Below are 26,673 nucleotides of genomic sequence, written 5' to 3' on the forward strand. Positions count from 1 at the left end.
GGATATGAACGATCGCTATAGCTGAATACTTACCTTTATAGGAAATTTAAACTCAAATATCAATCATCAAAAAATCAGGAAAATTAAAACTTTGCTATCAAATTTATTCAACTGGCAATCATTGATTTTATTAGGGATTACTACATATCATCAAATTACCAGCTTTCAAGAAAATTCAAAAATACCACCCATAGGAAAATTGATTGATGTCGGTGGACATAAATTACATTTTTATGTTGCTGGTGAAGGAGAAATTACAATAATTGTAGATCATAGTTTGGGGGGAATAGATGGATATTTTTTAGTAGAAGAACTAGCGAAAATATCACGAGTTTGTATTTATGATCGTGCTGGTTATGGTTCGAGTCAATCAAGTAATAAACCGCGTACCAGTGAACAGATAGTTAAAGAATTACACATTTTGTTGCAGAAAGCAGAAATTGAACCGCCATACATCTTAGTTGGTGATTCTTTTGGTAGTTACAATATGCGTCTTTATGCTCATCTTTTCCCAGCAGAAGTTGTGGGGATGATTTTAACAGATGGTTTGCATGAAAAACAGATGTTGTCTATGTCATTTAGTCTGCAATTATTGAAGTTATTTTTTACAATTTCTTTTTTTATTGCTTCCTTGGGTGCAGCATTAGGAATTGTGAGGTTTTTAGGAATAATAGGTATATTTGAAATTCTTAAAAAAGAATTGCGTCAGTTTCCAAAAACTACATTAAAAATTGTGAAAAGCTCTTTTTATTCGTCACGACATTGGTTGACAATGTTTCGAGAAATGTGGAGTTTAAATACTAGTGGACATCAAGTTAAGAAAGCTAATGATTTTGGCAATTTACCAATTATTAATATCAAAGCTGCGAATTTTCTTAAACCTAGATGGGGAAGGTTTTATTTTTCAATTACACCAGCGGATAAATTGCGAGATGCTATCCAATCTAATTTGCTTTTACTTTCGACTAACTGTGAACAATTATTAGCTACAAAAAGTGGTCATTTTGTGTGGATAGATGAGCCGGAAGTTATTTTGGCAGCAGTGAGGAGAGTTTTAGAAAAAGTTGAAAATTAGTATTAATTAACTATAATATCCTGGATATTAGTGACAAAAATTTATCACTAATTTTTTTTGTTATTGTTCTCTGCGATTCCATGACTATTACCATGTCTACTCAACGCGTAATTGAAAGTATATATACTGATGGTGCTTGCACCGGCAACCCTGGACCTGGTGGTTGGGGTGTTGTTGTTTACTTCAATGATGGTTCAATTCACGAAATGGGGGACGCATCAAAGCATACCACCAATAATAAAATGGAAATGCAAGCGGCGATCGCAGCCCTAGAATTCTTGGACAAATCTGGACAAACTCAACCTATCACCCTCTACACCGATAGCGAATATCTAATTAACAGTGTTACCAAATGGATGCCAGGTTGGAAAAAGAAAGGCTGGAAAAAAGCAGATGGCAACCCAGTCCAAAACCAAGACCTGTTAGAAACCCTGGATAGACTGAACAGCAGACTTGTAAAATGGCAGCACGTGCGCGGCCATTCTGGTAACATAGGTAACGAACGTTGTGATGTGATTGCTCGCTCCTTTTCCAGCGGACAAATTCCATCTCTTCAACAAGAATCGTCTGTAAATCCTTGTCCAAACTTAACAAATCCTCACGAAATCAATGTAACAAAAGTATTGGATTCGCCAATACACTCTACAAAAATTAACGAAAACATCTCGGAAAGCAGTGCTTTTTCATCAGACATAACTAATATGGAAATATCTACAGCGTCAGCTGCGAACACAAACGACGAAAAACCTCCTGAGATGAGGATTTTGCAACTCCGCAACTTAGTTGAAACTTTGCGAGTTGCTGATGAAATTGCAGAAAAAGGCTATTTAATCACTAGTTCCGAACTAGCAGATTTAATGGATGTCCACGCTAGTGCTGTCACCAGTCGCGGAGATCAGTGGCGTTGGCGAAATTGGATAGTTTCACGGGTACGACGTGAAGGCAATCAAATTCTTTGGGAACTAGAAAGAGGTGATCAAATAGAAACTAATGCTGACTGACTCCTAACTCCTGGATTCTGCTGTAATTACCAATGAGGAGAAGACGCAAGTAAATCTACAATTGATTTGGCTGCTAAAGGTTTAGAAAATAGATAACCCTGACCAAAATCGCAGCCTAAATCCCTTAATTGAGCCAATTTTTCTGGTGTTTCTATACCTTCAGCGATCGCTTTCATATCACTTGTATGTGCAAGGTTAATGATAGTAGCAATTAAACCTGTATTTCTGGGATTTGATTCTAAAGTATTGATGAAACATTGATCAATTTTGAGGATATTTACTGGAAATCTCTGCAAGTAGCTTAAAGAAGAGTATCCCGTCCCAAAATCATCAATAGATAATTGAATTTGGCATTTTCTCAGTTGTTGTAGAATTACTGCTGCGGCTTCACCATTTTCCATAATCGCACTTTCAGTAATTTCTAGTTTTAGGTTTTGTGGATTTAATTGAATTTCTCGCCAAGCTTGATCAATTATTTCTAATAAATTCGGCTGAGAAAATAATCTAACTGAAAGATTAACGCTAATAGAAACATCTTCATCAACTAATTTTTGTTTTTGCCAGTTGCGTAGTTGAATACAAGCTGTTTTTAATACCCAGGTATCTATAGCTGCAATTAAACCAGTTTCTTCCGCAATGGGAATAAATTCTACCGGAGAAATCATTCCCTGTGTTGGATGTTGCCAGCGTACCAGGGCTTCAAACCCACTAATTCTACCTGTAGATAAGGAAACTATTGGCTGATAATAAACAATAAATTCTTGGCGTTCAATTGCCCTTTTTAAATCATTTTCTAATTGTAAAAGCTTGATGGCTTGTTGATACATATCATCAGTAAAAACACAATATCTAGACTTACCTTGTGTTTTAGCTCGATACATTGCTGTGTCCGCATCTCGCAGTAATTCTTGGGGATTATTGTAGTTTCTATTTCCTAAAACAATCCCAATACTAGCACTAATAAATACCTCTGCTCTAGATAATTTAAAAGGGGCAGAAAGCTCTTTTAAAATTGTGTCAGCAAAGATTTTTGCATAATTGATATCTGTGATTTTTTCTAAACAAATAGCAAATTCATCACCACCTAATCTAGCAAGAATGTCACTATCTCTCATTAAAATTTGCAATCTTTTACCAATAGCAATTAACAATTCATCTCCTACTAAATGTCCCAGAGAATCATTAATAACTTTAAAGCGATCGCAATCTAAAAATAAAACAGCAAACTGATAATCAGATTCGACTTGAGTTAGCTTAATTGCATCATCTAACCGTTCCATGAACAAAGTACGATTAGATAAATTAGTCAATGGATCATGGAAAGCTCTATATAACAGTTGACCTTGTAATTGTTGACGTTCGTATAACTCCCGTTTCAATTCTTGATTAGTTAATTCCAGTTGTAAAGTTCGCTCTTGAACTCTATTTTCCAATTCTATATTTAAATTTAAAATTTTCTGTTCTGCGGCTCGCAGTGATATGTGATTTTTCACGCGAATCAAAACTTCTTCCGCATGAAATGGTTTGGTAATGTAGTCAACACCACCAACTTCAAAAGCTTTGACTTTATCTAAAATATCATCTATCGCACTTAAAAATATGACGGGAATTTTTTGAGTTTGTTCATTAGCTTTTAAGAATTCACAAACTGCATATCCATCCATTTCTGGCATCAGGATATCCAATAAAATTAAATCTGGCAAGAGATTTTGACACGCTGTTATAGCCATTTGTCCATCTAAAGCTTTGCGAACAGAATAACCTTGTTGGTTTAAAATTGTGGCTAAAAACCGTAAATTATCTGGTGTATCATCAACTATGAGAATATCTTTTTTACCCATGTTAAAATTAGATGTTTTGCTCATTGTTATCCTGGGTCAACTGCATGATTTTTTTGAATTGAAAATTTTCTGTTAATTCCCTCAGTGTATTCGCTAAAATATGATTATCTGAAGTTATTTGTACAATTAATTCTAAAATAATTTCATCGCTACATTGAGCAGCAGCAGTATTTAACTGCTTTCGCCATTCAGATGACATTGTTAATAACAGCGAACCTAGTTCTGATTCGGAAATTTTTTGTTGATTTAGTTGAGGAGATTTTAGATGACTATCATTTTCATAGATATATTGTAATCCTAGATGTTGACTAATTTTTTCTAATAAAATTGCTTGTTGAAAAGGTTTAGAAATAAAATCATCACAACCAGAGGCTAAAATAGTTTGACGATCTTCATCGAAAGCACTAGCAGTTAAAGCCACAATTTTAGTAGCTTGACCTTGGGGTGTGGCTTTAATCTTTTGTGTAGCGATAAAACCATCCATCACAGGCATCCGCATATCCATAAAGATTAGGTGAGGATGCCAATTTTGCCAACATTTAACAGCTTCTTCTCCATTTGTAGATTCACGAATACTAAAACCAATCTCTGACAGCAATTTTACTAAAAAAAGACGACTATCTTTGGCATCATCAACAATTAAAATCCGATATTCTGGTTGATTAGGTACTAAAGCAATGACTGTACAATTTAAATATTGGATTGGAATTTCTTGAGCATTAGCTTCCTGAATGGGAATATTAAAAGTAAATAAACTACCATTACCTAGACGACTGCTAACTCTAATATCACCTCCCATTAGTTGTATATATTTGCGGCTAATAGCTAAACCCAAGCCTGTGCCTTGTTTATATTGACTAACCTTATTTGTTTGTTTGAAAGGTTCAAATATTAAGTTAATTTCTTTTTTATCAATGCCATAGCCAGTATCTTCGACTTCAAAAATAAGTTGGTAGTCATTACTGGTTAAGATTTTCGCCTTTTCTTCTTGAGTAAATTTAACAGCTTTTACTCTTAAATCTACACTACCTTTTTCTGTAAATTTAAGGGCATTTCCTAATAAATTTAGTAAAATTTGTCGTAACTTACCTTCATCAGAACGTATATATTGAGGCAAATATTTATCATAATCAAATATCAATTGCAAGCCTTTAGATTCGGCTCTTAATTGCAACATTTTATATAAAGAATCTAAAAAAACGATTAAATCAAAGCTGTTTTCATTAATTGTGGTTCTACCTGCCTCAATTTTAGACATTTCTAGAATGTCATTAATTAGTATTAGCAAATGTTCACCAGCACGATTAATAATTCCTATTCCCTCCTGGTGTTTTGTAGATAAGGATTGATCACGACTCATTATTTGTGTAAAACCCAGGATAGCATTGAGTGGTGTTCTCAATTCATGACTCATATTCGCCAAAAATTCTGATTTAGCACGGTTAGCTGCATCGGCGGCTAATAATGCTTGTTGTAGTTCTATTGATTGTTTTTGAGTCCGTTCCAGTAATTCAGCTTGTTGCAAAGCTACTCCCAACTGATTACCAATCTGCACAACTATTTTAATTTCAGCTTCCTTCCATTGTCGCGGTGCAGAATTTTGATAGATTGCCAACAATCCCCAAAGTTTATTGTTAGAAAAAATCGGCACAATAATATAGGATCTGGCCTGAAATTGCTGCAATAGTTGAGTATAACAATCGTCAAATCCAGCCTGATAAATATCTTCTACACTGCGGTAACTTGTACCTTGGTTGTAAAGGCCGCCTTCAGTTTGCTGGAGATAAGTATCTTCTAGTAATAACGGATTTTGACTAAAATTATCATTTTCATTTGTACTATCGAAATTTTTAACAGTGCATCGCTCATTTGATAATGCATTCTCCTGCAATTTGGAATTATTATTTTGTTCATCCCACAAAGATATCCAGCCGCTACCTACAGACTCGGCCACAAATTCTCCACTCCAGTCAGAATTGAAACTATAAACTACAACGCGATCGCAACGGATAACTTGTCTTAATTCTGAAGTAGTTGCTGCAAATATAGTTTTCATATCTAATGTTTGCCGCATTCGACGAATTGCTGTAGCCAATGCTTTTTCCCGTTCTGCACTCTCTCGCAATGCAGCTTGTGCTTCTTTCTCTAAAGTAATATTGGTAAAAGTGCAAACTAATCTTTCTAATTTTTGATCATTAGATAATTGCGGATCAATGTTTAATAATAGCCACAATCTATCTAGTGCATAATTGCGAAATAGACCAATTACATAGTTACGTACTGGCTGACTATTGGCGATCGCTTCTCTGATAGGTAAAGTTTTAGCAGTTAATGGTTTTCCCTCTTCATCTAACATCTGCCAATTGAGAGCAAAAACACTTTTATTGTGTAAATCTTCTTCTGTCAATAACAGCAGTTCCCTAGCAACGTGGTTACTCAAAATTATTTTGCCTTCAGCATTCAACAGCAAGACACCAACAGGCATTTCTCGAATTAAGAACCGAAAAAGTTTTTCACTTTCTTGTAATGCTTCTTGTCGAACTAATTGATCTGCATATCGCCGACCTAAAATTGATGTTACTAAGGTAACGACTAATATAAATACAGTCGCCATACTGATTTTAATTCCCAACCAAGAAGTTGGCGTAGTCGTCAATACAAAGAAGTGCATCGACCAAATTCCAGTACCCATGATTACAGAACCGCCTAATATCCACAGTAATTGGGCTGAGGACAAGGCCAAAGGTGAACTTAGGGATGATTTGGCTGTAACTCGCCCTGCCAAGTCTACCGCCATATAAGAGGCAATAACAGCGATAATAAATGATACAGCTACCAAAAGTGGTTCATAGCTGCCAGAAATTATGTCATACATAATAAAATCAAGCACTAACCAAGAAAGTGCAAATTATAAAAATAATAGAAATTATCTCAAGTATAGCTAATAGTTATTAATCAATATTATACTTCCTTCCTCGCCATTCTCGCGGGGTGCGGAGCGCAGATAAAAAGATTCTTAGTACCGCTAGAGGATCAGCTAAGGGAGAAAGCCAGAATAACCAACCACCCATGGCATTTTTACGGTCATAAGATGGTGCGATCGCTAACAATAAAGCAAAGCGAATGATCACTAAAAATATATTCAGTCCTAATACTAAAGAGATAGGAAGATAGGGCGACGGGGCTATGAAGAGATAAGCTAAAACAATTATCAGAGGTAAACCTTGTACAGATGAAAGTAACCATAAATCACCCCAAATTTGAGCGCGGTTAGACGCATCCTTTAAATCAAGACTTCGCCCCCACTCCTTCCACGTTTCCATTGCGCCCTCATACATCCGCACCTTCAGCACTTTTGCCCCATCCAAAAACCCCACCTTAAAACCAGCAGCGGCAATATTTCGTGCCAAAGTCACATCATCACAAAAAGAACTCTTCGCACTGCTATAACCATTGACAGCCGCTAAAACCGAGCGCCGACATAAAAAACACTGTCCATTAGCCATCACCCTTTCCGGTTGTTCAGTATCAATACCCGCAGGATCAAATCTATACAAAAGTGTCATCAACAAAGCCGGCTGTAACCAGCATTCTCCCGGATACTTAAGTATAAACTGAGGAGAAAGGGAAACCAAATCATAACCTTCAGCTTGGGCTGTTTTTACCAAACTAGCCACCAAACCAGGATGGGGTTGAATATCTGCATCCATACCCAAAAACCATTCACTTCCTTCGGAAGTAAACAAAAAGCCGTTATGTAACGCCCAAGGACGACCTACCCAATTATCAGGTAAAGGGTCATCTGTCATCACTCGAAACCTGGGGTCTTGTTGCTGTGCTGCTTTGACCAATTCGGGAGTACCATCTTGGGATCTGCTATCAACCACAATAACTTCTCTAACTTCGTAACTTTGCCGACTTAACCCAGCTAATAGCGGACTAATACGCAATGCTTCATTTAATGTCGGTACAATCACGCTGACACTACCTAAGATATCAGGTGTTGGTTGTTGTGGAGTCAGGGGTGGATGTCGTCTTGGACCCTTGAGTAACCGTGACAGTAAAATTGCGGTTGCTGGTACTTGGATAAGTAGGAGGAGGAGGGAAATAGTGCTTTCTATGATCAAGATATTTAGTAGATGCAATGGATACTATAGATGATATAAATTATTTGATTTTTTTACAATTGGTATTGTAAAAATTGTTACTTCATTCCTGACTAACAAACTCCAAATACCCCTTACTCAACTCCTCAACAGCCAAATCATAAAACTGCTTACCATGTTCAGGAGTTGCTAAATCTGGATTTGAACCCATGCGGCCATCTGGATAACGTTCTCGAAAATCAGCAGCACCATAAATTCTATGTCCAGAAGCAACTTCTGGAGACAAGTAGGCTTTTTTTATTGCTTCTGGATAAACGTATTGAGTCACAGCTACTTCACTAGGGGTAGCATGAGAACCTTCTTGATCACCATATGATTCTTTAGCTAATTTGTATACAGAACCGCACATAAACCAATTAGCAATTTGACATTGCACTTTTTGGTAATTAGCAATTTGTAAATCTTCTAGATGTGCGTAGGTTTCGGAAAAAGCAGCTTTCAGAGTAGCAATATTCCCACCATGTCCGTTAATAAAATAAAACTTCGTAAAACCAGCTTTGGTTAAACAAGTTAGATAATCTCGTACTACCAAAATTAAAGTGCTAGGACGCAAACTAATTGTACCGGGAAAGCCTGTATGATGTAATGCCATACCGACGTTAATTGTGGGTGCAACCATCGCTTGAGTTGCTTCCCCCACACCACGGGATATAGCTTCAGCACAAATCGCATCAGTTCCAATTAAACCCGTGGGTCCATGTTGTTCTGTAGAACCAATAGGAATGATCATTCCTTGAGATTGTTCTAAATAGGTTTCGACATCTGTCCAGGTACTGAGATGTAAGAGCATTTTAGTCTATGTAAATATATTCTTTCATATATTATGAATGATTTTTGATTTTCCGGTAAAAACACAGAAATAAAAGTTTTAATTTTTTAGATCAGTAAATACACAATAGTGAATTTACTTATATCAGTAAAATCCTCAGAAATCAAATAATATCTTGCATAAAAATGCAAATCTTGATATACTTAGTCATGTAACTTATGTATTAACTATCATGATTAAGAGTTTTTTATCACGCACTTCTTTTGTGTTGATTTCCGCTCTTACCTTGAGTTTCTCTATTGCTGCTCCTGATGACGTTCAAGCTCTTACCTTTGTTGACTCCTGGAACTTCAACAGCAGTAACTTCAATTCTAGTCAAAGTAATGGTATACTAACAAGTGATTTTTTACCTGCAAACATTGTCTATGGTACAGGTACAACAATCAATGCTGTAGGTAGTGATCCTGCCGGTCGAGCTCTTACTCTGCAAGGTGGTACATCCAATAGTAATAATGGTAAAAATATTACACTTCAGTTTAATCTCTCACAATATTCAGACCCGATTCTAACATTTGCAACCCTGAGATCAGTAACCGGGTTTAATAATAATCTGGTTGCATGGTCTACTGATGGAACTACATTCTCCTCCGCAGGAATTAGCGGTACAAATCCTTATAACCCAGCAACAGCTTTTGCCATACAAACTTTCGACTTTAGTAATGTCAATAACCTTGATAGTGCTACTACAGCCTTTTTTCGCATTACTTTTAATGGCGTTACTGTTGCCACTGGTAGTAATCGCATCGACAATATACAACTCAATGCTACTCTGAATCCCACTCCTGTTCCTTTTGAATTTAATTCCACTTCCAGTTTAGTGATTCTAGGAGGAATTTTTGGTTTACGTTACTGGCGTAAACGCCGCTATTTTATGTAAAAAAATTCTTTTTTCAAGGAAAGAATTGCAACAAGTTTTGAAAAAATGATCCCAAAAATTTACTGAATACTGCAATTTTATTTGTAGATACTCGTTGCGAATCTCCAGGGCAAGATTAACTTCAAGTGAATAATGAGATGTTTGTTTTCTGAATTGTCAACTATACCAGGAGAGAAAAATCATGAATTTTGACTTTTGGTACTTCATTAATCAAAGCAATAATGTTTTTTTACATCTTTGATAATTTCCCATGTACAAGACATTCCAGCAGGAAATATGACTAAATCTCCTTTACCCATTTGCACTGGTTGTCCGTCATCAGGAGTAACAACTACATCGCCTTCCAAAAAGTAACAAGTTTCTTGAGAATCGTAAGTCCAAGGAAATTTGGAACTTTCCTTTTGCCAAATTGCCCATTTGTATATACCTAACTGATTAAGGCTCTCTTGACTAGGTTGATGTTCGATCTTAATTTGCATACAGTATTTTATCAGGTTGTATTTAGCAGTAGGATTGGATATCCTCTCCACATTCATCTACTAAATAACACAATGCCCGAAAACGCAAGCCTACCAATTCGTCATAGAGTGGATTGAGTTTGCACATCGGCGGAATGTGAGCGATTTTACGACCGAAAAGCACTATATCACGTTCAAAAGGACATTGAGGCGGAATCAGTTTAGCAATAAATTTGGCCAGTTGAGTGTTATGAATTTCAATTTCATCTAACCATTGACGTATTGGTTGTAGTAAATTAGATTTATTGACGGTTTGATGAGTGTCTTCGATCTGGCTGATCAAAGTAGGGAGAATGATAGATTGAGTATTTGTGGTGATCATAGTTCTAAATCCTGTTGTCTTCAGATAGATCAAGTTTTGCTAATTTGGCTTATGTCCATTTTATTTGCAGATAATATCTGCGTTGTCTTAGTAATTTTTAGGTAAGATAATTGCCACGGGAGTATCTTACATGGAATAAGCAGAGAAATTCTTTAACTAATTGCCATTTAAACTCACGATGATTTGAATAACTGTCCCGCTAAATACAAAATAACAAAGAAATTGTAAAAATGGTATTTCTTTAACTTATTAATTACTAATGTCAAATATTGCGATCCCATATATCAATCCCAAATGCTTGGTAGGTAAACTGCACAGTGCTAAAAATTGTCACGGTACTAATCAAAATATGGGTGAGATTTGACTATATCTAGGGTTGGCTAATATTTAGCAATCACCTGACTCCATCCTCCAGCAGAGTATAGATATAAAAATGTTAGATCCATTACATAAGCCAACCTAAATATTATCTAATTACTAGGAAGAAATCCTTTGATAAGTACAAACTAATTGAGGTTTAAAAATGGTTTATAAAACACAAAATATGCTATAATAGATATACCTTAAAAATAAATAATAATAATTAAACCGAGGAAGTAAACTTAAGAAATGTAGCAATCCTCTCCGGTAAGGGCTTTAGAGGATGTTTGAAAACTTTTACACTCAGATGCTACTTAACTTTTTGGTTTTGACTGCAAAATATAATTAGACAACTCAAAAAATCCTTCCCCTTCAGCGGACGTAGTTACATAAGTAGGTAGATACTGTAACTCATTGGCATATTTCATCACATTAGCTACACCCACAGAAACAGGAAAATAACGACTATCAAATAGACTTTCATCATTGGGACTATCGCCTACGGTGACAACTTGATCTAGTGAATATTCTGGGAAGTATTTGTGCAATACTTGTAACAATCCCCCAGATTTATCTTGTCCTTGAGGTTTAATGTGACATTGAACATTGCTGTAAGTAAATCCCCAGCCCTCATTTTGACAAAGGCTACTGAGATATTGCAGTTCATCTAATGTCAAAGCAGCAACATCAAATGTCCAATCAGTGACGCGAAAACGATTATCATCAGATTCCTGGATTTGGGGAAATTGGCGTTGTAATTTGGCAAAAGTTGTAGCTAAGTGCCGACGATGGTTAGTTACATCAGGAATCGGTGTTAAAGCTACTGATTCTAAATTACCGGATGAATAAAACAAACCACCATTTTCTGCCAATGCACCGGCAACTGGCATCAAGCTGCTGATTCCACTCACCCAACCAGCGGAACGTCCGGTGACAATTAGTACCTTAATTCCCGCTGCGGCTAAATTCTCCAAAGCTGTTAACAGTGACGAAGTAAATTTTCCCTCCTGAGTTAAAGTACCATCCATATCTGTGGCTACAAGACCAATATTTTTCAAGTCATGAGAATTACTAATGTGTCTGGGCATATAAAAACCGGAATAGGGGAATATGATGTAAAAAAATATTAACAATACAGTAAAGTCATACCAAATATTTGGGCATCCTAAACATTACGAGTAAAATATTTTAATTTACTAATCATGCTTAATACAATATTTCTAGCCCAGTCTTCAAGTGCCAAGACTCAGAAAAAAATCTCACAAGTACCAGAGAGCGAGTTTCAGGCATCCTCCTTATTTATGTTTGCTAGTGGAGGGCTGCTAGTAGGACTAATCGCTGTCATTATTTATGGGAAAATTTTAGTCAATAAATATGAAAAAAAAGTTAAGTTTGAAAAATTCCGCACGCGAGAACTAGAAAAAAAGTTGAAGTTGGCGCTGGAAACCATTCGCAAAATGGAGACTAACCCCGATTTAGTCCACTCACGGGACTTTAACCTCGATTATTTGCGAATGAGGATGTCAGAGGAGGTATTTCGGTTTGGGATTGTTAATCAAATTAAACTCAAAATTAAAGATAAAATTTCTTTATCACTCCGCCCTGGCCAATCTCAACAGGGACAGGTTGGGGTTGCCAGCAGCACTGGTAGACAGGTAGATGAAATTTTTGATGTTGAGTATGAAACTGGTGTTGCGCCCAACATTGTCAAGCGAGTGCTATTTCGGATTCAAATTCGGTTGATGAAGTTACCTACACAAGCAACTTCTACAACTATTAGCCAGATTATGGACTGTATAGAAACTTACCTTAGCCCTAGAGAAGATGATGATTCATGGCAGCCGACAATTCAAGGTCGGATTGTCTATATGCATTGGGATCAAAAGGCTAAACCTACTCCCTTGCTCGTCTTGGAACAATCAAATGAAGGAGTAAATGTGACTTTCCGTACTACTCGCCAACCTGGTGTGGCTGCACCACCAAACACGCCAACTGGAAAAACTAAGGCTTAACTCAGGAGAAAGTTTAGTTAAATAGGTAGGCGTTAAAATTTATCGTTATGGCAAGGCAAAAGGTAAGAGGCAAGAGGCAAGAAACTTTCAGGGATTTTACATTTTGTTACAAAAGAAGGGAACAGGGAACAGGGAACCGGGAACAGGTAAAAAATAAAAAACTTTAGTTCTGAGTTTAAAGCTCAGTCAAAAAAAGGATGTTTTTACAAGATGCGTAGCACGAAAAAAACAGTGTCAAAATTTGCAATCTCATGTTTTTAAACATGAGTTTTTTCTGTTCCCTGTTGCCCGTTCCCTGTTCCCTCTGAATTAATGAGAATCGGAAACTTGCTGCCCTATCTTGTTGGTGATAGGTAGATTTTGAGCATCACGAGTTAATAGACCATCTTCCATTTCGACGATGCGATCTGCTATATCTAAAATACGGTTATCATGGGTGACTAATAAAATAGCAGTTCCTTGTTCTTTGGCTAAACGTTGCATGATTTCTACCACATCACGTCCTGATTGTTTATCTAATGCGGCGGTAGGTTCATCTGCTAGGACTAATGGCGGGTGATTGACTAGTGCGCGAGCGATCGCTATTCTTTGTTTTTGCCCACCAGATAAGTTGTCTGGATAGTAGTTTATGCGTTCTGTTAGTCCTACTGAACCCAGCATGGCTTCTGATTTTTTAATAGCTTCTGATTGAGAAATTCTTTGATTTAATTCCACTGCCATTTGCACATTCTGTCTAGCAGTTAAGAAACCTAATAAATTGTGAGCTTGAAAAATATAACCTATATTGCGTCGGCTTTGCACAAGTTGACTTTGACTAGCGCCAAAGAGTTCCTTACCTAAAAATTTCAAACTGCCTTCTTGTGCAGACCTTAACCCACCAATTAGACTAAGTAATGTAGTTTTTCCTGAACCTGATGGTCCAGTCATAATCACAATTTCTCCGGCATATATTTCTAGGCTGATATCAAATAAAATCTGTTTTCTCAGCGCACCTCTACCATAATAATGGTTAATATTTTTAATGGCAATTACAGGTTCTTTACTGTTCATAATTAAGATGATGGTGTGACGATTTTTGAATAATTAAAAAATATCAGCAGGGTCAGCTGAACGTAATTTTCTCATGGCGATCGCCCCAGATATGAAACACATTAATATAGTTAATATTAGCACCATGATAGCTCGATAAGAACTCATAAAAACGGGTAAAAGTGTAGCCTCTCTAGCAACTTGGTACATGAACAAAGCACAAGCGAATCCAGGAATATATCCTAAAACAGCTAACATAAAAGCTTCTTGAAGAATGACTGTTAATAAATAGTTTTGTGTATATCCTATGGCTTTGAGTGTAGCATATTCAGATAAATGATCTGTCACTTCTGTATACAAAATCTGATAAACAATTACAGTTCCGACAATAAAACCCATAATTGTCCCTAAAGTAAAAATAAACCCAATTGCCGTACTAGTTGCCCAATAATTTCTTTCAAAGGCTACAAATTCTTCTTTAGTTAAAATATTCACATCTGTAGGCAGATAAGTCCGTAAATATGTGGCAATTTGGTTGGCATCTACTCCTGGTTTTAATCTAATTAAACCAATATCAATTAATCCACTTTGGCGGTTAGCAAATATCCGCAAAAAGTTAACATCACTAGTAATTAAATTACCATCTGCTCCAAAGGATGCACCTAAAGTAAATAATCCTGCTACTTTAATGCGTCTTCTTCTTACTTCTGCTGTGACAATTTTTCCCTGATCAAAATCAGCAGCAATTGGACCATATTCTACTCTAGAAGAACGGTCAAATAATACTACATCAGGAAGTTTTAGTTTATCTAAATTTTCTTCAACACCGGGCAAATCAAATACATTAAATTCTGGATTAACTCCAAAAGTAAGAATACTGCGAGGACGGCCTGTAATCGGATTTTTCCAGCTTGTATAGTCTAAATAGATAGGATGAACTGACTCTACTTCTGGTAAATCCAAAGCTTTATATAATCGCCTCTGAGAAAAAGGTTTCATTGCTAATACAGCATTAGATTGATTGTTAATTAAAACAATGTCACCTTTTAAACTGCTGTGCATTCTGACGTTACTGTAATAGAGTGCATCTCGGAAACCAAGCTGCATAAACATCAAAATATCAGCGAAGGCAATACCTGATAAAGCCACAGCTAGGCGAGTTTTTTCTCTGGTCAGTTGTAACCAAGATAGGGGTATTCTCTGAGTCATTCGATTTTGGATTTTAAATTTTAGATTTTGGATTTATTAAATGAATAAATCTCAGGGATTGTTACCATGAAGTTACTTTTTCTGACTCATTTCATCCATGTTAATTTCTACCAGAACTTTGGCATTAGTTAAACCAGAAACTCGCTGACTATCTTGTGGAGAAAGAGCAATTTTCACTTCTACAACTCTGGCATCAATATCTGCGGCTGGATCTGTATTCAGCACATCTTTCTTACCTATTTTTCTGCCAATTTCCGTAATATTTCCTTTGAATTGTCCATTAAATGCACCATTATCACTGGTGATAGTCGCACTTTGACCAAGACGAACTTTACCAATACTATCTTCAGGAATTTCGGCAATCACAAACATTTGATCTGTTTGTCCAATTTCAGCAATACCATTTGCACTCATGACTTCCCCAGATTTGGTGTGAACTTTTAAAATTTCACCTGGGGTTGGTGCTTTGACATAACTTAATTGCAGTTCTGCTTGGGTTTTTCTGACAAAAGCGATCGCATTAGAAATCTGAGCTTGTGCTATTCGTACATCAGTAGGACGAACATCAATCAACCTGCTCAATCTAGCTCTTTCTTCATCTATCTGCCTTTGCAATATGGATACAGTTTTATCGCGGGTAGCGGTGGCTTCAATCAGTTGCTGCTGTAATGTAGCAATAGTTTTGATTTGAGTAGCTCTAGCTTCGGCAATTTGTTGTTGCAATGTTCCTAGTGCTTGTCTCAAATTCGCTTGAGTTTCGCGCACTTGTTGATTAGCAGTAGCCGCACGCAAACGCCTTTTATCTCTTTCTTGCTGAGAAATAGCACCTTCGCCGTATAAAAACTCATAGCGTCCAGCATCAACTTGAGCATCACGCTGTTCGGCTCGTATTCGGTCAATGGTAGCTCTTAAACTGTCTTTTTGCCCACTAAGTTCGGCTTCTAGGCGTTTAATTGTGGCTGTTTGGGCGATTTTTTCCCCACTTAACTCGGCCGCAATGCGGGCAATAGTCGCTTGTTGAGCTTCCCTTTCTCCGTTCAATTGTGCTTGTAAACGAGAAATGACGGCTGTTTGAGCTTGGATATCCCTGGGGGAAGCAGCTGTGACTTGGGCTAAACTAGCACGAGATTCTTGCAGTCTGGCTTTTGCTTCTTCAACTGCGGCCATGTTGCTATCGCGGCTATCTAAAATCGCTATGACTTGACCTTGCTGCACTCGTTGTCCTTCTTTTACCAACAGTTGCTGCACTCGTGAACCTGCTGATAGTCCTGAGTTGGGAGCAGCAATTCTAATCACTTCTCCTCTCGGTTCTAATCTTCCCACTGCACTAATACTTTTGGGGCTTGGTACTATGGATACAGAGGAAGTTAGTTTTTTGAGTTGTTCAATTTTGGCTGTAGCTAGGAAACCAGCTGCGATCGCCACTGGTAAGGCTATAGCAACTTTTAACCAAACTTTAGATTTTTCTAGTGCCTGTGCTGTTAACTTTGGCTTCTCACTCACCCTTGACATGGTATATTACCTATCTGATTTTTGCTGATGGAAGTAAAAAAGCAAATTAGCCTCGGTTGAAAAAAGTCAAATATTGCAAATAAGTTAAGGAAATTCAAACGTAAGTATTCAGTCATCAGCTATCAACATTCATCAAAATTGATGAACTTTCTCATTGCTGATGTCTCAACAGTATTGACTCGGTATAAATTTGGTAGATATAATAATGCAGAGATATGCTAGGCAGTAGGCTATCTATCTATTGCCAATATCAGTTATTAGTTTGAAAAGCGACTGGAAGTCGCGGCTTTTCAAACATCCTCTGAGCAGAATTAAATTGTTGACATCTAATACAATTTCTTGGTGAGGCTGCACCGAATTTTTTGATCTGCTATTTTTCTCTTTGCTTGTGTCTTTTGTGTTAGCCTGTGGTCTAAGTTGATCTTTCTTTAACTTTAGTCCTAAAATGGTTTGGCGCATCTATGGCTACGCCATACAAGCTATCATCCAAATTTGGTATCACAAGAGAACAAATATCTTTGATTATCTACTAAAAAAATGTGTTTTGCTACTTTTAAGAGTGACTGTTTTAAGACTCCATGAAACTTTGGTTAAATGAATTCTACATTTATCAGTTACAGGAAAACGTAACGTAACTTACAGATGGAGAGATGAAGAGGTAGGAAATGTGAGGAAATGAGAATAAACGAATAAATAAGCAGATCATTATTCTGGTAAATCAAATAATACAGTGGTCATATAATTTTCTGCCCAATCTGTACCAAAAGCTTTTTCCAGAACTCGACGGGTTTTATCATTTTGTTGCTGCTTGGTACAATAATTTTTTTGTCCGGCGATAATTTTCTCTACTTTTTCTGATGCTACGGGACTAGAAGAAGTTGCTTGATTACAATGAATCTCTAAAAATTCTTTGACACGCTGGAGAAACATTGATTCTTCTTCCACAGATGCAGGACGAATGAACAAACAAAAATCAGAAAAGATATTTCCCCATTCTGGTAATTCACGGACTTGGGAAAAGTTAATCTTTGTTAAATTACTCAATCGGGAATTGTAAGCATCTGGTAGACTTCTTTCTAAGTTGACAGGAGAAAGGTCAGCGATAGCTGCACTAATTTGACCTCTACCCCCAACTAAATCGCAACCAAACATGGGTATATCATATTCTGGACGGGGAAACATCACACAATGCAAAATATCTAACATATTTCCCACTCTCGCTAGTTCCAAGTGCATTTTACGGAACTGTGGACTTTGATAACAGCGATTTTCTATAATCAGTTTCTCGCCTTCTAGTCTACCTTCTACATATCCCAATTCTGCTGGTAAATGATAGGGTGATAAATCTAGATGTTGATGCCAAACTTCTTCGATTGTATCAGCTAGTTGACAAATCAAGGGATGTTGTTGTTGACGGAGGGAAGGATTAGACGGTGAGGACATATTTTTTATTTAAACGTTGTAATTTATAATCTAGTTTACAATTAGTCAGGTTATTTCTTTGTATTAAGAATTATAAACTTACAATTACACTCTATGTTAACTATGCAAGAATCTGTGGTGTATCAAAAAATCATTCGAGAAGGTTTAGAACAGGGAAGACGTTATGAAGTGAAGTTAATTGTGCGTCAACTTCAGCGTCATTTAGGAAAAGTAAGTACGGAAATTCAAAATCAAATTGTAGATTTATCTTTTACACAGTTGGAAGATTTGGGAGAAGCTTTATTAGATTTGAAAACTGAGGCTGATTTAAGGACTTGGTTGAGTGAAAATTGTGATTAAGATTAAGGGTTTAGCATTGCTAAACCCCTACAGTGATCAGAATGTGTAAATTAGGAAGAATAATTACTCAACTATTGCCAAAAATCTGTTACTTCATAACTTAATTCTGCTAACATCTGCCGCAATAAAGGTAAACTTAAGCCAATTACGTTACTGTGACAACCCTCAATTTTTTCGACAAATAAACTTCCAAATCCTTCTAAAGCAAAAGCGCCGGCACATTGAAGGGGTTCACCTGTAGCTACATAAGCTTTAATTGCCCGATCGCTCATTTTGCCAAAATAAACTCTAGTTATTTGACAATTGACAATGGTTCTATTTTGTGTGTTATCAATTAAAACATGACCAGTATACAAGTCACCAAAATTACCCTGCATTAAATTCCAACGAGCGATCGCCACTTCTGCATTTTCGGGTTTACCATATATCTCACCATCAATAGCCAAAACTGAATCACAACCCATCACTAAAGCCGATGAAAACTGAGGTGCGACAGTTTCTGCTTTACACTGAGCCAAAGTTTGTACTAATTGTCCTGGTTCACTGATTTGAATTTGCGACTCATCAAAATCACTCGCTCTAACTATAGGTTCTATTCCCACAGTTTGTAGCAAGCGACGACGCGCAGGAGAAGCAGAAGCAAGTATAAATTGAGGGATTGTCATAATCAATAATAAAAGTAATTGGTAATTGAGAAAAGGCAATAGGCAATAGGCAAAAAAAAGTCATATTTATCCTCCGCTCCTCCGCTCCTCCGCTCCCCTGCTCCCCTGCTCCCCTGCTCCTCTGCTCCCAGTCCCCAGTCCCCAATCACCTAAATTAATACACAGTAAAAGAATTTACCAGTTCATCAATAGTACGTTGCAGTTTTTTCCACCGCTTTTCTGGGACTGAAGCATTAAAGGTAAAAAGCTTACCACGACTCACTGCCACACTAGATATATTGTGTCGTTTTTGCTGATTAGGGAGTTTTACCTCATACTCTAGAAGATAGTATGTTTTACCGTCAACTTCTTTCTGAGCCACGTTGGTTAATTCAGCTGAACGTCCTGAGTCTACAGGAGCGAGAGCCGCTTTACCTAATTTATAGCCAACTTCTGTAGGTGTTCCCAGTTCTGTTAAAGTTTTTCCATTAGGAACGGGACTAATCACCACAGAGACGTTTTCTGATACTTCAATTAAATCATGAAACACCACATCAGGACCGTCGGCAACTTTCACTTGTAACCAACCATTGGGATATAAAAACTGATAACCGTCAGCACTATCTACAAAGCTTTTGAGTCCAGCCGCAGCAGCTACACTAGGGTTACTCAGGCTGATACTGAACACTAATAATAAAATTAACGCAATTCGTTTCCACATTGATCAAAATTCCTTTAGGCTGGCGGCAATACAAGGCAATATTTACTGCACGTCCCCATTTTCCCATACAAGGTTACGCTTTTGCCTACTGATTAGCAATTTCAATATTTAATTCTGTAACTTTAGCAAGTTTATGGAAAGATAGAAATTACAAATAAAAAGCGATCGCCCTCTATTAAATCACAAGAGCGATCGCTGAAAATAAGTTCAAAAAATATTGTGTTGGATTTGGTTCAATTGGTAAATAGATCATCAGTGATTTTTCCCAATCACCAATCACCAATTACCGATTACCAATTACCAATTACTAATTTAAGCTGTATACCATTCTGGAGTCAGCTTATCTGCATCAGCAACAAGAGTCTCAGTTGCCAAAGTTCCATTCATAGTCCAGATTTTATCTACACCTGTTTGTTGATCTCTCCAATAAATATCTGTTTTACCATCGCCATTGAAATCACCAAGAGATGCTGTCAAACCAGGGCTATTGCTAGGTAAGAAGGCTTCAGAACTAACCTTTGAACCATCCATTAACCAAGCACTAGTTTGGCCAGTTGCAGCATTTTGCCAGAAAATATCTGTCTTACCATCACCGTTAAAATCACCAATGCTTGCAGTCCAATCTAAGGGTACTGAGAAGAAGGCATCTTCAGTAACAAAAACGCCATTCATGGTCCAAATTTTGTTTTCACCAGTGGCATTATTACGCCATAAAACATCTGTTCTGAGATCACCGTTAAAGTCTGCCAAGGTAAAGCCCCAAGAAGCATCTTGTGATTGTAAATCATATTCAGTGGCGTTACTACCATCCATGAACCAAACGCTATTTTCGCCGGTTTGATTGTTACGCCAGAAAATATCACTTTTACCATTACCATCAAAATCAACAATGGTTGCATTCCAGGATAGATCTTTACTTTCTATTAAAGTTGCATTGGTTACGGTTGTACCGTCCATTTCCCAAATTGCATTTTGGCCTGTTTGATTATTGTGCCAGAAAATATCGGTTTTGCGATCGCCATTAAAATCAGCAATATTCGCAGTCCAACCTGCATCTACTCTATCTAAAGCTACAAAATTAGCAACTCTTGTCCCATCCATTAACACAACCAAATTCTCGCCTGTTTGTTGGTTGCGTAATAAGAAATCAGTCTTATTATCGCTGTTGAAATCAGCAGTTTCATAACTCCAGGTTGTTAAGTCATATTGACCTAAAGAAGCCTGTTCTATAACTCTTGTACCATCCATCAGGCGAACTAAAATTTCACCTGTTTGTACATTCACCCACATTTTATCTGTTTTGCCATCACCATTGAAATCGGGAACAAGGGCGGCGCTAGTTAAGTAAGGGTTAGGATTAGGGTTAACGCTACCTACTGGTGGTAATTGTAGTGGAATATCTGGAAATAGTGGATTTGGTGATGTTCCAGGTGCAGAACTGTTAGGAAGTGATATATCAAGAGGGTTATCCATCAAAGTATTTGATTTTTCGAGAGATATTAATCCTGCTGATTTCAGTTCTTGTTGATATAATCCTGATTGATTAGTCATGGTGTGTTTTTATGAGTAATTAATATAAAGTTTTAGTTTATCTAAAATCAAGATTCTGTAAATAACAAACATTTAGCAAATTTATTTTGTGGAATGTCAGTATTTAGAGATATTTAGATCATGTTTTTCAAGATATTTCTGATCTATTTAAAGTATTTTATAAATAAACAAAAAATAGTTCATATTTTGTTTATCAATGTCATTATTTAAGAATAAAATCCTGCTTTTATGACAAATTCACTGGGTTGTCAGTTATCAAACATATTAGATTCCCCACACCCCCTTAAACAGGAGTGCTAAGAGAAAAGATATAAGCATGATAAATTAGCTAGAATAACTGAGGTTAGTAACTACTAGTCCAAGTTACTTAAGTTAAAAACAATACTATAATTTTCAAGGTTAAATCAGCTATGCAATCAGAATATCGGCAGCGTCGTGAGCAGTTAATGGCGAAAATTGGCAGTGGGACAGGGATTTTTCGTAGCGCACCTTCAGCGGTGATGCACAACGATGTCGAGTATGTTTATCGTCAAGATAGTGATTTTTATTACTTAACAGGATTTAACGAAGCCCAAGCGGTAGCGGTGTTAGCACCCCATCACCAAGAACATCGGTTTATTTTGTTTGTGCAACCCAAAGATAGAGAAAAGGAAGTTTGGAGTGGTTATCGTTGTGGAATAGATGCAGCGAAGGAAATTTATGGTGCAGATGCAGCTTACCCCATCGCAGAGTTAGATGAGAAGTTACCGCAATATTTGGAAAAGAGCGATCGCATTTATTATCATATCGGACGCGATCGCAATTTTAATGATAGAATTCTCAAACATTATCAAAGTTTACTGCGTACCTATCCCAAACGGGGAACAGGACCAACAGCGATAGAAGATACCAGCACTATTTTACATAGCTTAAGATTACATAAAAGTAAAACCGAAATCGACTTAATGCGTCAAGCGGCGGATATTGCAGTAGAAGCACACAACCACGCTTTAAATATTACCGCACCGGGACGTTATGAATATGAAATTCAAGCAGAAATAGAACATCTTTTCCGTCTGCGGGGTGGAATGGGTCCAGCTTATCCTTCCATTGTTGCTGCGGGAAGAAATGCTTGCGTTCTGCATTATATAGAAAATAATTGTCAGATGCAAGAAAATGACTTGCTATTAATTGATGCTGGTTGTGCTTACGGTTATTACAATTCAGATATTACCAGAACATTTCCCGTAGGTGGGAAATTTACAGGGGAACAAAAAGCGTTATATGAAATAGTATTAGAAGCACAAAAACAAGCAATACAAGAAGTTAAACCTGGTAATGCTTTTGATGCACCCCATAAAAAAGCAGTGCGGATTTTAACAGAAGGTTTAGTAGAATTGGGTTTATTGAAAGGGGAAATTGACAAATTAATAGAAGAGGAAAAATATAAACCATTTTATATGCACCGCACCAGTCATTGGTTAGGTTTGGATGTTCATGATGTTGGTGTTTATCAACATGGAGAAAACCCGCAACTTTTACAACCAGGACAAGTTTTGACAATAGAACCGGGACTTTATATTGTACCTGATACCCAACCAGCAGAAGATCAACCAGAAATTGATCCGCGTTGGGTGGGTATTGGGATTAGAATTGAAGATGATGTTTTAGTTACCGCAGATGGAAATGAGGTTTTAACTGCGGGAGTTGCGAAGGAAATTAAGGATGTAGAAAGATGATCTAGATCCCCGACTTCTGATAACAATTTTCAAATTTATTGACAAGATGACAAAGAAGTCGGGGATCTGGTTTATAGATATATAGACAGATATATAGCCAGGGAATAAATTCCCTTATGTCAACCCAACCTACAATTTTGATATATGGTGAAATCTTTACTCTATCGGGAAACCAGGAATTAAACTATCAATTTCCTGCATTAACCGCAATGTTTCTGTTAAAGCAACCACAATTTTTTGATAATGAATAATTTCATTTTCAGATAATACACGATTAGCGTTTTTTCTATCTTTTAACCATTTATCTAATACTTGATATCCACCTATTTTAAATTCCCAGATGTGTTGAGGAATATCTGTAAAATAATTCTGTTTATTTATACAAACTCTTTGCAATTCTGAATTATAGGTAACTTCGCTAACTTGATTTTCTCCTATTTGCTGATATGTGGTAATTAAATTATCAAGTTTCTCAGATTTCATTAAATGTAAATTGACTAATTCTTCTCCTTTTATAGTTAAGGAATTAAATAGTTTTTGATTACTGGTTAAGGGAAGACGGGGAAAATCAATCTTTAGAAATTCAGCGTATCTAGTGCGATAGGTAGGACTATGAAAAATAGCATAAGCATAGTAAAATATTTGTTCTGGTGTTGGTATTTTACCAAGTTTGGTTTTTATAGTTTCTAAGAATTTCGGTGATAAATTAGGAGTTTTTTCTATAAAAAGATTGGTTTGTTGATTTTCTGTATCTGGATAGGTATAGAGAGGAAAGTAATAGTTATATTCCCTGGAATTAATTGAAATACTATTACCATCTCCTATATCATTAGTCACAAAACAATGTCGAAATCCTATCTCTTTTTGTTGACGACACAGAATCAAGCATAAATTTATTTTTGTTAAATGCTTCATTAAGTTCCAACGACCATCACCTCTTTCAATAATTAGTGGATTATAATATATCCATCTATAATCAAAAGGTCTATAAAAATAAGATTTTATAAAAGATTTAACTTCTGATTGTCTAATTTTTGCTTGAGCTTCTAATAAATTCCAATATTGAGTATCTTGAATATCATAAGTTTTTTTAAGCTGCTCAATATTATCATTTTTTGCAATATCTTGAAAGCGTTTATAAACTGTATTTTTGTCAAAATCTACACAAAGATTATCTCTTCTAGTTTTTATACCAGCAGCTTGCAACATAAATATATCAGTAATACTAAACTCTTTTATATACTCATTTTCATAGTCAAAGTTTTTCGGTGCAAAAAAGTAATTTGGTGCAGTTGGTTGTAACTCTATCCAGTCAATATTATTTAAACTTGCAGATTCCAAAAACTTATATTTTTCATCACGACTTCCCCACAGATCATAATATAATACTTTTGCCATTTCTTTAATGCCATCTCTGGATTTATAAGCAGTAGAAAAATAATCAGGTTCGCTTTTTTCCCGCACAGCGATTAAGATAGATACACCTTGTTGAATATCAAAAACATTTTGATCAACATTTCCATCTGGTGTAGTTTCTTTTAATAAAGAATTACCATGCAAATCCATAATATATAATGTATCAAAATACTTTAATAACTCCTCTCTCATTCCCCGATGAATTAACCCATTGAGATAGGAATGATTAGTAATAAAACCAATAATACCATAACCTTTAGGTGTTTTTTGAATCTGATATTGAGCAAAGCGAATAAATTTAATATAATCATCATCTAAAGGTTGAATATTTTTTTCCTTTTCTAACCTCACCCGACCTTTATATAATTCTAAAAGTTCCCCAATATGGGTTAACTCAGTAATAGTTTTACCTGCTTTTCCGGTTTTATAAATTCGATTCCAAGCTGAACCAGTATATTCAACATCAGCTAAATATCGTTCTTCTTGATTTAAGATTCGTTTGCGTTTACTCGCATTTTGGGAACTGACAGAATAAGGAGGATTTCCTAATACCACCATTACAGGAATTTCTGTTTTCACTTTTCCTGCTTGACTTGATTCCTCAGCAATAATTTGTGTAATTCCAGGAATCAAATCACCTTGTTTTATTCCTGCTTCCAACGCATTAGTTAAATAAACTTTTAATCTTTCCTCTGGTGCAAATTTATAACCCAAATCTCCTAATAATAAACCTAATTTTAAATGTGCGATAGTATAAGGAGTCATTAATAACTCAAACCCAAAAAGACGATTTACCAGTTTTGCATCTCTTAAAAAACTATTCCATTTATCAATTCCATATTTAGCGACATTATCCCGAATTTGTTTAATAACTGCATATAAAAAAGTTCCTGTTCCTGTTGCGGGGTCAAGAATAGTTACTCTACGATTTCCTAAACCATGTTGTAAATCAAAGATTTCTTCATTCACTAAAATATCATTAACAGCACGCACAATAAAATTAACTACAGGTTCAGGAGTGTAATAAACTCCGCGACTTTTCCTTAATGAAGATTGATAAGCAGCTAAAAATGTTTCATAAAAGTGAATAACCGGGTCTTCTGTGCGGGTTTCCCGTCCAAAGGTTTCTAAAATATTGGTCATGTCAACTGTATTTAGTAATTCTACTAAATTTTCAATTGACTTATGAATTTTACTGACGCTATCAGTAGCAATAACTATATCAAATAAACCTTTCAAAAAAGGGATTCTATCACTAATATAAATACTTGCGGTTGTGCGATTAAATTCAAATTGTCCAGGGTTTTGTGCATGACCAATTCTAGCAGTAAATAAACCATAAGCAATGGTTTGAGCATACATATCCGCAAAGCTTTGATTATCTATATCCAGAATCAATATTTGTTTAAATGTTTCTTTTAATTGATTTAATTGTTCGGTGTTTGTTTCTATATCTAAAGTTGAGAAAATCGCATTTCTAATAGTTTTGGTATAAGCTGCCATTTCTTTAGCCAAATCATAATAGTTATTAATATCTTTGGCTTTTTGATTCAGAAATAATTGCAGTAATTCTTGGATTGGTTGTAAATCATCAACCAGCGTAATTTCACCTTGTTCTAAATCAGCTAATTTCGCAGTTTTTTCACATTCTCCATCGACATACCAACGAAATTCTAGATAATTAGTTAAAATAAAATTGTAACCAATATTTGATTCTAAATAACGTTTAATCTGTTCTGTTTTTTCGGTTTTCTTTAAATCAACATTAATATCCTTAGCTTCTACATATCCTAAAACTCGATCATTTTTTCTGATAGTAAAATCAGGAATACCTTCTTGATTACCTTTTTCTTCAATTCTGGCATTAATTCCAATCATTAAACCTTCAATGAGACGTTGTAAACTAGGGTAATGACTACGTTCTCCACCGCGTTTAATGTTGGTTTGTATGTCTTGGATGTAGTTATTAAAATCAGTCATGAGTAGCAAAAAATTGATAGATAATTTTTGTTTGATGATAGCATAAGTAAGTATTCAGCTATAGCACTCCTTCATACCCAGATCCCCGACTTCTGACATCAATTTATAAT

General features: G+C 36.1%; 21 protein-coding genes. 6 read left to right on the plus strand and 15 right to left on the minus strand.

What is annotated here, in order from left to right:
* Positions 1-91 precede the first annotated feature (91 nt).
* Together VB694_RS06770 and rnhA are read left to right on the plus strand one after the other, a co-directional pair.
* Entirely contained in the window at positions 92-1,075 is a 984-nt protein-coding gene (locus VB694_RS06770; RefSeq protein ID WP_323359547.1) for an alpha/beta hydrolase, read from the plus strand.
* A gap of 92 nt (positions 1,076-1,167) precedes the next feature.
* Positions 1,168-2,076, plus strand: a complete 909-nt coding sequence (gene rnhA, locus VB694_RS06775; RefSeq protein ID WP_323359548.1) for a ribonuclease HI — start codon at positions 1,168-1,170, stop codon at positions 2,074-2,076.
* Between the two features lie 26 nt (positions 2,077-2,102).
* On the opposite strand, the gene VB694_RS06780 is transcribed toward rnhA, so the two are convergent.
* From VB694_RS06780 to VB694_RS06795, 4 genes are all read right to left on the minus strand, one after another.
* Positions 2,103-3,941: an EAL domain-containing protein gene (locus VB694_RS06780; protein ID WP_323359549.1), complete on the minus strand. Its 1,839-nt coding sequence runs from the start codon at positions 3,939-3,941 to the stop codon at positions 2,103-2,105.
* A complete protein-coding gene (locus VB694_RS06785; protein WP_323359550.1) occupies positions 3,925-6,792 on the minus strand; it encodes an ATP-binding protein in 2,868 nt (955 codons plus the stop codon). Before VB694_RS06785 ends, VB694_RS06780 begins: the two co-directional genes overlap by 17 nt.
* Positions 6,793-6,868: 76 nt before the next feature.
* Positions 6,869-8,044, minus strand: coding sequence for a 2'-O-glycosyltransferase CruG (gene cruG / locus VB694_RS06790; protein ID WP_323359551.1), 1,176 nt, complete (start codon positions 8,042-8,044; stop codon positions 6,869-6,871).
* 82 nt (positions 8,045-8,126) lie between these two features.
* Complete coding sequence (locus VB694_RS06795) at positions 8,127-8,873, minus strand: creatininase family protein (protein ID WP_323359552.1); 747 nt, start codon at positions 8,871-8,873, stop codon at positions 8,127-8,129.
* Positions 8,874-9,084: 211 nt separating this feature from the next.
* Here VB694_RS06795 and VB694_RS06800 point away from each other — a divergent pair, with 211 nt between their 5' ends.
* The gene (locus tag VB694_RS06800) at positions 9,085-9,789 is read left to right on the plus strand and encodes a hypothetical protein (protein WP_323359553.1); all 705 of its coding nucleotides are present in this window, start codon (positions 9,085-9,087) and stop codon (positions 9,787-9,789) included.
* Positions 9,790-9,995: 206 nt separating this feature from the next.
* Here the strand turns inward: VB694_RS06800 and VB694_RS06805 are convergent, their stop codons facing one another.
* The 3 genes from VB694_RS06805 to VB694_RS06815 all read right to left on the minus strand — a co-directional run bounded on the left by VB694_RS06805 (position 9,996) and on the right by VB694_RS06815 (position 12,077).
* Complete coding sequence (locus VB694_RS06805; RefSeq protein WP_323359554.1) at positions 9,996-10,268, minus strand: cupin domain-containing protein; 273 nt, start codon at positions 10,266-10,268, stop codon at positions 9,996-9,998.
* Between the two features lie 22 nt (positions 10,269-10,290).
* Complete coding sequence (locus VB694_RS06810) at positions 10,291-10,629, minus strand: Mo-dependent nitrogenase C-terminal domain-containing protein (protein WP_323359555.1); 339 nt, start codon at positions 10,627-10,629, stop codon at positions 10,291-10,293.
* A 674-nt stretch (positions 10,630-11,303) separates the two neighbouring features.
* On the minus strand, positions 11,304-12,077 hold the full coding sequence (locus VB694_RS06815; RefSeq protein WP_323359556.1) for an HAD family hydrolase: 774 nt from the start codon (positions 12,075-12,077) through the stop codon (positions 11,304-11,306).
* 114 nt (positions 12,078-12,191) lie between these two features.
* Between VB694_RS06815 and VB694_RS06820 the strand changes: the two genes are divergently transcribed.
* Complete coding sequence (locus VB694_RS06820; RefSeq protein WP_323359557.1) at positions 12,192-13,001, plus strand: hypothetical protein; 810 nt, start codon at positions 12,192-12,194, stop codon at positions 12,999-13,001.
* 309 nt (positions 13,002-13,310) lie between these two features.
* Here the strand turns inward: VB694_RS06820 and VB694_RS06825 are convergent, their stop codons facing one another.
* The 4 genes from VB694_RS06825 to VB694_RS06840 form a co-directional block, all read right to left on the minus strand.
* Positions 13,311-14,051, minus strand: coding sequence for a DevA family ABC transporter ATP-binding protein (locus tag VB694_RS06825; protein WP_323359558.1), 741 nt, complete (start codon positions 14,049-14,051; stop codon positions 13,311-13,313).
* Between the two features lie 33 nt (positions 14,052-14,084).
* Positions 14,085-15,239, minus strand: coding sequence for an ABC transporter permease DevC (gene devC, locus VB694_RS06830; protein ID WP_323359559.1), 1,155 nt, complete (start codon positions 15,237-15,239; stop codon positions 14,085-14,087).
* A 72-nt stretch (positions 15,240-15,311) separates the two neighbouring features.
* Positions 15,312-16,751 (minus strand): HlyD family efflux transporter periplasmic adaptor subunit, encoded by a 1,440-nt coding sequence (locus VB694_RS06835; RefSeq protein ID WP_323359560.1) that lies wholly within the window; start codon positions 16,749-16,751, stop codon positions 15,312-15,314.
* Positions 16,752-17,456: 705 nt separating this feature from the next.
* The gene (locus VB694_RS06840) at positions 17,457-18,194 is read right to left on the minus strand and encodes a phycocyanobilin:ferredoxin oxidoreductase (protein ID WP_323359561.1); all 738 of its coding nucleotides are present in this window, start codon (positions 18,192-18,194) and stop codon (positions 17,457-17,459) included.
* A 93-nt stretch (positions 18,195-18,287) separates the two neighbouring features.
* On the opposite strand from VB694_RS06840, the gene VB694_RS06845 reads away from it, so the two are divergent.
* The gene (locus tag VB694_RS06845; RefSeq protein ID WP_323359562.1) at positions 18,288-18,533 is read left to right on the plus strand and encodes a DUF4351 domain-containing protein; all 246 of its coding nucleotides are present in this window, start codon (positions 18,288-18,290) and stop codon (positions 18,531-18,533) included.
* 71 nt (positions 18,534-18,604) lie between these two features.
* Here the strand turns inward: VB694_RS06845 and VB694_RS06850 are convergent, their stop codons facing one another.
* The 3 genes from VB694_RS06850 to VB694_RS06860 all read right to left on the minus strand — a co-directional run bounded on the left by VB694_RS06850 (position 18,605) and on the right by VB694_RS06860 (position 21,449).
* Complete coding sequence (locus VB694_RS06850; RefSeq protein ID WP_323359563.1) at positions 18,605-19,198, minus strand: nucleoside triphosphate pyrophosphatase; 594 nt, start codon at positions 19,196-19,198, stop codon at positions 18,605-18,607.
* Positions 19,199-19,352: 154 nt separating this feature from the next.
* Positions 19,353-19,898, minus strand: a complete 546-nt coding sequence (gene psbP, locus VB694_RS06855) for a photosystem II reaction center PsbP (protein WP_323359564.1) — start codon at positions 19,896-19,898, stop codon at positions 19,353-19,355.
* Between the two features lie 312 nt (positions 19,899-20,210).
* Positions 20,211-21,449 (minus strand): VCBS repeat-containing protein, encoded by a 1,239-nt coding sequence (locus tag VB694_RS06860; RefSeq protein ID WP_323359565.1) that lies wholly within the window; start codon positions 21,447-21,449, stop codon positions 20,211-20,213.
* Positions 21,450-21,859: 410 nt separating this feature from the next.
* Between VB694_RS06860 and VB694_RS06865 the strand changes: the two genes are divergently transcribed.
* Positions 21,860-23,167, plus strand: a complete 1,308-nt coding sequence (locus VB694_RS06865) for an aminopeptidase P N-terminal domain-containing protein (protein WP_323359566.1) — start codon at positions 21,860-21,862, stop codon at positions 23,165-23,167.
* Between the two features lie 156 nt (positions 23,168-23,323).
* Here VB694_RS06865 and VB694_RS06870 read toward each other — a convergent pair whose 3' ends face one another.
* Positions 23,324-26,563, minus strand: a complete 3,240-nt coding sequence (locus VB694_RS06870) for a type ISP restriction/modification enzyme (RefSeq protein WP_323359567.1) — start codon at positions 26,561-26,563, stop codon at positions 23,324-23,326.
* Positions 26,564-26,673: the final 110 nt, after the last annotated feature.

It is taken from the genome of Anabaena sp. UHCC 0451, assembly GCF_034931405.1.
Lineage (GTDB): Bacteria > Cyanobacteriota > Cyanobacteriia > Cyanobacteriales > Nostocaceae > RDYJ01.

What these genes read in the sequence shown, in the direction of transcription:
- rnhA (WP_323359548.1), top strand. Translation starts at nt 1,168, where the DNA reads ATGTCTACTCAACGCGTAATTGAAAGTATATATACTGATGGTGCTTGC.
- VB694_RS06780 (WP_323359549.1), bottom strand. Translation starts at nt 3,941, where the DNA reads ATGAGCAAAACATCTAATTTTAACATGGGTAAAAAAGATATTCTCATA.
- VB694_RS06785 (WP_323359550.1), bottom strand. Translation starts at nt 6,792, where the DNA reads ATGTATGACATAATTTCTGGCAGCTATGAACCACTTTTGGTAGCTGTA.
- VB694_RS06795 (WP_323359552.1), bottom strand. Translation starts at nt 8,873, where the DNA reads ATGCTCTTACATCTCAGTACCTGGACAGATGTCGAAACCTATTTAGAA.
- VB694_RS06800 (WP_323359553.1), top strand. Translation starts at nt 9,085, where the DNA reads ATGATTAAGAGTTTTTTATCACGCACTTCTTTTGTGTTGATTTCCGCT.
- VB694_RS06805 (WP_323359554.1), bottom strand. Translation starts at nt 10,268, where the DNA reads ATGCAAATTAAGATCGAACATCAACCTAGTCAAGAGAGCCTTAATCAG.
- VB694_RS06810 (WP_323359555.1), bottom strand. Translation starts at nt 10,629, where the DNA reads ATGATCACCACAAATACTCAATCTATCATTCTCCCTACTTTGATCAGC.
- VB694_RS06815 (WP_323359556.1), bottom strand. Translation starts at nt 12,077, where the DNA reads ATGCCCAGACACATTAGTAATTCTCATGACTTGAAAAATATTGGTCTT.
- VB694_RS06820 (WP_323359557.1), top strand. Translation starts at nt 12,192, where the DNA reads ATGCTTAATACAATATTTCTAGCCCAGTCTTCAAGTGCCAAGACTCAG.
- VB694_RS06825 (WP_323359558.1), bottom strand. Translation starts at nt 14,051, where the DNA reads ATGAACAGTAAAGAACCTGTAATTGCCATTAAAAATATTAACCATTAT.
- devC (WP_323359559.1), bottom strand. Translation starts at nt 15,239, where the DNA reads ATGACTCAGAGAATACCCCTATCTTGGTTACAACTGACCAGAGAAAAA.
- VB694_RS06835 (WP_323359560.1), bottom strand. Translation starts at nt 16,751, where the DNA reads ATGTCAAGGGTGAGTGAGAAGCCAAAGTTAACAGCACAGGCACTAGAA.
- VB694_RS06840 (WP_323359561.1), bottom strand. Translation starts at nt 18,194, where the DNA reads ATGTCCTCACCGTCTAATCCTTCCCTCCGTCAACAACAACATCCCTTG.
- VB694_RS06845 (WP_323359562.1), top strand. Translation starts at nt 18,288, where the DNA reads ATGTTAACTATGCAAGAATCTGTGGTGTATCAAAAAATCATTCGAGAA.
- VB694_RS06850 (WP_323359563.1), bottom strand. Translation starts at nt 19,198, where the DNA reads ATGACAATCCCTCAATTTATACTTGCTTCTGCTTCTCCTGCGCGTCGT.
- psbP (WP_323359564.1), bottom strand. Translation starts at nt 19,898, where the DNA reads ATGTGGAAACGAATTGCGTTAATTTTATTATTAGTGTTCAGTATCAGC.
- VB694_RS06860 (WP_323359565.1), bottom strand. Translation starts at nt 21,449, where the DNA reads ATGACTAATCAATCAGGATTATATCAACAAGAACTGAAATCAGCAGGA.
- VB694_RS06865 (WP_323359566.1), top strand. Translation starts at nt 21,860, where the DNA reads ATGCAATCAGAATATCGGCAGCGTCGTGAGCAGTTAATGGCGAAAATT.
- VB694_RS06870 (WP_323359567.1), bottom strand. Translation starts at nt 26,563, where the DNA reads ATGACTGATTTTAATAACTACATCCAAGACATACAAACCAACATTAAA.